At 36.1% G+C, this 6528-nt stretch carries 2 protein-coding genes; both read left to right on the top strand.

Going from position 1 to position 6528, the window contains the following annotated elements; genetic code table 11:
- The first annotated feature begins 132 nt into the window (after positions 1–132).
- Positions 133–2718 carry a hypothetical protein gene (locus IE867_RS13835; protein WP_192485300.1) on the top strand — a complete coding sequence of 862 codons (2586 nt, stop codon included), beginning with the start codon at positions 133–135 and terminating at the stop codon, positions 2716–2718.
- 98 nt (positions 2719–2816) lie between these two features.
- Positions 2817–6440 carry a hypothetical protein gene (locus IE867_RS13840; RefSeq protein WP_192485301.1) on the top strand — a complete coding sequence of 1208 codons (3624 nt, stop codon included), beginning with the start codon at positions 2817–2819 and terminating at the stop codon, positions 6438–6440.
- The last annotated feature ends 88 nt before the right edge of the window (positions 6441–6528 follow it).

The following is a 6528-nucleotide window of genomic DNA, read 5'->3' on the forward strand; positions in this document are numbered from 1 at the left end:
TAGAAAGCTGTTAAAAACAATTTATTTAACACTTAAAAATAATTGGGTTTTTGAAGATTTCCCCAACTATGTTTTGAGAAAAAATTAAACATTTAACCAACTGAAGAGTTGAAAATTAACATAGGAGGTCAAATGATGTTAAAACAAAAATTTCTAACCCAATACTTGTCAATGGCTTTTTTGGGTGCTTTTGGTATTAATGTTTATGCCGAAGATTTCTATTTCACCAAACCAGACGTGGAGAAAATTCATCTTAAGCATCAAGGGTATTTTGGTGTTTCGAATATCAATATAAGTGATGCAACGCATTTTGAAATACATGCGAATCAATGTGATGAGTTTTTTAATGAAAATCAATGTGTTATTGATGTGCTTGTTAAGGATTTAGCAGCTTCACATACAGCAACTTTAAATTATCAAGTAACTGATTTAATCAGTGGAAATATTGATAATATTTCAAAAATACTGGAAGCGGCACCTGCGATGTATCAATTGAAAAACACAAGTGTTGAATATGATGATAGTAGCAAGTACTATCAGCTTGAAGAAGGTGAGAATATCTTTACCCTTGAAGTCATTGGTGGCTTTTCATGGATTAATCCTCAAGTAGTCATTGATACTGATGTTGCTAGTATTGGCGGTACATGTAGTGGTGCGATTAATAGTGGCAATAGCTGTGATCTTATTATTACGCCAAATAGCAGTGCAAACAGTAGTATTGGTGAGATTATTCCAGTTAAGGCTGATTCGTATGCAGACTCTAAACCACTTCGTGTTCAAATGTTATATCCGCTTGATTTGCCACAAGTGCATAAAATAGCGCCAGCATTGACACGTATTACCTTAAAAGCTTCTCATGGTTCAGTGCAGGGCGTTGATATCAGTGAATTTATGAACTCAGATTTAATTGAGTTTAGTCATGAGTTAAGTAGTTGTGTGCCAGATGATGAGCATAAGTTTAATCTAAAAGGTGGTGAGTCTTGTCACTTCTTTATTCACCAAAAGCCTGCCGAGTTTCAACGGTTAGTCGGTGAAGAAAGTGCCTTCTTAACGATTAAGACGGCAGCAATTGATTATCAAACAAAGTTAGATTATAGCGGTTTTATGATGATGGGAGATAATGATGGTGCTGATTCGTCAGGTGATAATGAAGCAACAATCATGTTCTACAGCGCTAAAGATGGTGAAATAGAATATGTTAATGAAGTTGATTTAAGCCTTCTTATTGGCAAAACAATCAATGAAGTTAACCAAATGACAGCCAACTTGTATGGAGAGTTCTACTTTTCTAATAATCGCGGTGGAAGCAAGCAGCTGTATCAGATAGACTTTGATCGAGATACATATTATGAATTGGAAAATACAGCTGGTTCAGACTTTGTTGGTGTAGCTACTGCTAAAGATCTCCATATGATTAATGGACATCCATCGTTATCAACTTTCTTTTTATCAAGTGATGGTCGAGTTGTGCAAACTTATCGTTATTTAAATGCAGCACAAACAGACTTAATTGGCATTGAATCTGTGTCGCTTCTTGAAATGGACGGTTTTTTTACAGCAGGGTTTTCGGCATATCATAATCGATTTTATGCCGCTGAAGATGGAGAGCGTAGTGAGCCTGTGCAGTTTGCGGTTGTTGATGTATCCGGAAGTAACCAAATTGAGTCAGGTGTTAAAACCGTGCAAGATGGCAAAGGTAATGGTGCGACAAACTTTGTCCTGATGTATGATCCTTATCTTGGCTATGAAACAGCAATGGTGTCGGTTTCTGAGGATACTAAATACTCACCAAATAAAGTATTTGTGAATAATGATCCTAATTTGCCGCAAGCACTATGGCAAGAGGTCAGCAGTATTGCAGCGTTTAATTTAGGTGATGGTATTATCCCAATGACGCAGCTAAGTCGCAATGAAGTGGTGATGGCAGGCAAAGATTCTGGGCGATTATATACTTATAATGTAGAAGATAATACATCGTTAAGTGGTTCACACTCATCCTTAGATAATGCACAAACCTTAGCTTCAGCCAGAATAAAAGGCATGCCAGAACAGGGGATAATTGCTTTTGATGAGTCCCTTGGTTTTGTTGTTTTCGCGTATGAAGATACGGCATTGAATGTGCGTAGTGCTTATTATAAATTTAAGCCAATCAAAGCCAATAAAAATCAAATGGTAATCTCATCAAGCTTTACATTAAGCGCGTTTAACGATACATCGCGTTATGCCTTTATTACAGATAGTTCAGGTAATGGTGATTTATCGAGTTGGGTTGATGCCGCTGGTGCCACAGGTGTGTTAGCTGCGAATAATATTTGTCAAGCGAATGCAGATCGTAAAGGGCTTTCTGGTACTTATAAAGCTTGGTTAAGTGATGAGAATGTCAATGCTCTTGATAACGTAGGGTATAATGATATGTTGACATATTTTAACTTAAATGATGAGCTATTTGCGTTACCGGGTAACTTGGTCAATGAACCTTTAAATGTTCAAATTGAAAATGCACTGCCACAAAAAGTGCCACATATGGACATGTGGACAGGGACCTATGCATTAGGGACGTTGCGCACACCAAACTGCAATAATTGGACAAGTTCAAACAGTGCTAATCAAGGTAATTATGGCGACATTGGTCTTTATAATTGGAATCCATGGAAATGGACTGAATTTGCAGGGCAAAGCTGTAATCAGGCAGCAAAGTTATATTGTTTTGAGGTTTGATAAAACACATCTATCCGTAAAATATTAATTTCACGTGGTCAAGTTATATTTCTGGTCTATCTTTAATCATAGAGATTTCATTTGCATTTGAGGTTAATATGAATCACATAATAAAATCGTTGTCATACATAGCGATGCTCCCTTTTTTGCTGACGATGAGTTTTGCGCAAGAGCAATTACAATCATCGACAAAGGAAAGTAAAAAAGAGCAAGTAAGCATTTCGTTTGAGAAGCTTGCTGATGAGGCCAAAGGCTTGGTTAAAACGCCCAATAGCCAACAAGAGCAAAACAAAGCATTAAAAACTAAAGCGTTACTTGGGGAGAGTCAATCTAGCGCCAATTATAATGCCACCAATGGTACAAGCCCTGTCAGTTTATCTATTGATGCATTAACATTAACACCTAAGTTTAATGTTGCCATTGGTAAGATTATTGTTAACCCGATTACGCAACAAGGTCTTGAGTTGAGTTTAACTTCACGACCTGATTTATCAGCAGAAAATTCAGATGCAGCAAGAGATCAGAGCTTAGCTTATAACATTGGTGGCACACCATTTTATCTGAATATTCCTACCGTTGTTGTCAATATGGTGGGACCTAGAGTTAAGTTGGCTGCGATGTTGATGGGATCGTCTTTTGTTGACTTTACGGGCTCCAGTGATATTAGTGTCGTAAAACAAGACCCAAGCTTTCCCCTCAAAAAAGTAAACATCTTAACCATTGAACGTGATAATCGCTGGCATCAGATTAATATTGATTACACACCACACAATAATCAAACAAGCTCGATAGAATATATCGCTACAACTGAATCTGATGAAGTTTATCAAAAACCGTTTAATCAATTTAGATATATCGATGCTTCTGGAACCGTGTTTTTGTTTAAATATGATGGATTTGAACAATATAAAGCAGGTTATACCAATGCTTTTTATCGTCTAGATAGTGCAACATTTACCAATGGTGTCAAATTAACATTTCATCGCAAGATGAGTTTTCCAAACCAAAATGACCCTGAGGATCGTCCTGCTCGTAGAGGGGCTAATAAGTTGACTTTAATAGAAGCGACTTACCCAGACCCAAATTTAGGTACAAAGCAAATGGTTGTATTTACAGAAGTAAATTACAGGAAAACCAAAATTGATTTTTTACCTTTAAATCAACAGTTGACGTTGGACTTTGGCAATACAATTGAACTTGGAGTGCTTACAAGCAAGAATGAAAAAACAGTGTTTACTACCCAATTATGGGGTGGTGGTATTATTTATCCTAATGGTTATAGACAAGATATTAAACGCCCTAGTAGTCATGCTGTAGAGCTTATTACTAAAGATTATGATAATAATATCATACAAAAAGAAAGTTATGGCTTTGCTGCTTATGGTTATGATCCAGATAAACTAGGTGGCAATTATTACTACCATCCAACATTTAGCAGTAAACCTGCTTTATCTAGTAGTGCCTTGCAGAAAGATTTTAATCAATGTTTTGAACTAGCGAAATTGCAACACAATGATCCAACATTAGCATGCGCTGAGTACTATATCCAAAGAGCAGGTCAGCATAAAAAGTACCATAATGACTTCTTTGGGCTTATTAATCACTTAGATACTGATCTATCGTATATTACCAAGCGTTATAATTTTAGCTATGGCACCTATCATTCAGTTAAAAAAGCCGCAGATGACTTTATTAGTGTCACTGCCAGCTATTATTCACTGGGTAGGATTACTCAGCAAGTTACTGGCACCATTGACGATGAGATAGGCTTCGATGAGGATAAAGGCACGGTATTCAATCTTGAAGATCAAAACTTTCTAACACTTCAATTAAAAGATAATAAAGGCAAGCCTTTTTATTTGAAAAATCTTACATACACGCTTAATTATTATGGGATTGAAGATGAGTTATACAAACCTAGTGATGAGCGTTCATTGCCGTATCGGCAACTATTACAAAAAAACGTCAATTTTCAACAGCCTAAATTAAGCTACACATTTCAATTTACACCACGTAATAGTGATAATAAAATCAGCCCTTATTCTGTGAGTCGAAGCTATTTTCGTTATGATAAATACGGTGCACAACTAACCAAAGAAACTAATATTTATACGATTAATCCGCAGAGCAAGCAAAGGACTGACCTTGCACATTCATTGACGGAAAATAGCTATGATTATCGCTATTACCAACCTGAAAACTATCAGTTCGTCCGCCCACTCAAAAGCTCTCGATTAATCAATAAATTGGCACAATTGCATAATGAGTCAACCATCGGTAAACAAACCGAATCAACTGATATTAGAACCTATAAAGCCTTAAATCCAATTAAGCTGCGTGATCGAGATGATGCTCATTATATTGTTATTCCCTATGCTGCTAATAAAATAGAAAGTGTGATTAGTGCAAGCGGACGTGAGCATTTTGTTAGCCGAAGTGATACCGTTGCAGTTGGGCAAAGTTGGTTTACGCATGGAGCCCCCATTTCAACCATTGATTATATTTATGATGCCAATAATCGTGGTATTCAAAACATACAAACTGATAAAACAATACATCTCATTACCAAATTTGATACAGCACCAAACAAAGCAGCAATTAAAGTGCAATCAAAAGTTAAAGAGCTACGACATGAACCTAATAGCAACACGCCAAGATCATTGCCTTTAACAATTGAGTACTTTGATTTTTTTAATAATGACAAAATTCTCTCGGAAGATCCAAACTCAGGCGCTTTTACACATTATTATTATAATGGCTTGGGGCAATTAACTGAGCAAATTACTGCATTACCCAATGCACCTCCTTTAAATCACCAGCAAACGCACTATGACTATAGTCAATATAATATCAATAAAAGCTCAGCTTTAACCGTTGAAGAAACGATTAATGGTTTTACGACAAGCAAAACAGTTTATGATGCACTTAATCGCCCTAAAGAGCAATATCGGCGCAATCACTTAGATACAGAGTGGTTTAAAATAGCAGATTACAGCTATGACATTGCAAGTAATAAAGTAACTAAAAACGAGTATTTACGATCAGTTGATCAAAGTAATCGTGTTTATACACAGACAACAAATACTATCAATTTAACCTCACCAAGTGGTTTAACAACAGTGAGTGTAGTAGATTCTCCAAATGGACTAATTCAAACCAATATCGAAACACGCAGACCTAATCCCGTACTTGTCTCATTGAATAAAGAGCATATGGTATATGCTAATATCTCCACAGGTTATGTAAGTAATTATCACACAGACTCTAATACTGTACTTCATACTGGCTTGAAAATTATCATAACTCCCATTACAGGAAACTATGCAAATACACAAATAGTCATAGAGATTAATGGGAATCCAACATATGTAGCATACGATAAGAATAAACAAATTTCAGTTAATGAGAAAATATTGCCACACATTCACTTACTGAATTCTTATTTTTATTCGGTGTGCAATTTCCATCTAGGAATACCTCGTTGTGATTTTAGTTCCTTAGAATCTTTTTTTAAACAAGCAAATAGAAGTATATTTGAACAATTAATGCAAAGAAACTACAACCTATCATATCTATCTCATAACTATTCAGGCAAGCCACAACAAAGTATTAGCAAGCAATGCGCAGATGATTTGAGCCATTGTTGGTATCAATATGGTGTTAATCACTATAATAATCGCGGAGTAAGCGTCCCACGAACCCCATCTAGAATACTGTTTTAAATCTGGCAAACTGATTGCATTGATAATACAAAGAGCTTTGGTTTATGACGGAAGAACAATGGTATGAGGTCATTAAGCGCTGGGAACA

This window comes from Cysteiniphilum marinum, from assembly GCF_014857925.1.
Classification (GTDB): Bacteria; Pseudomonadota; Gammaproteobacteria; order Francisellales; family Francisellaceae; genus Caedibacter; species Caedibacter marinus.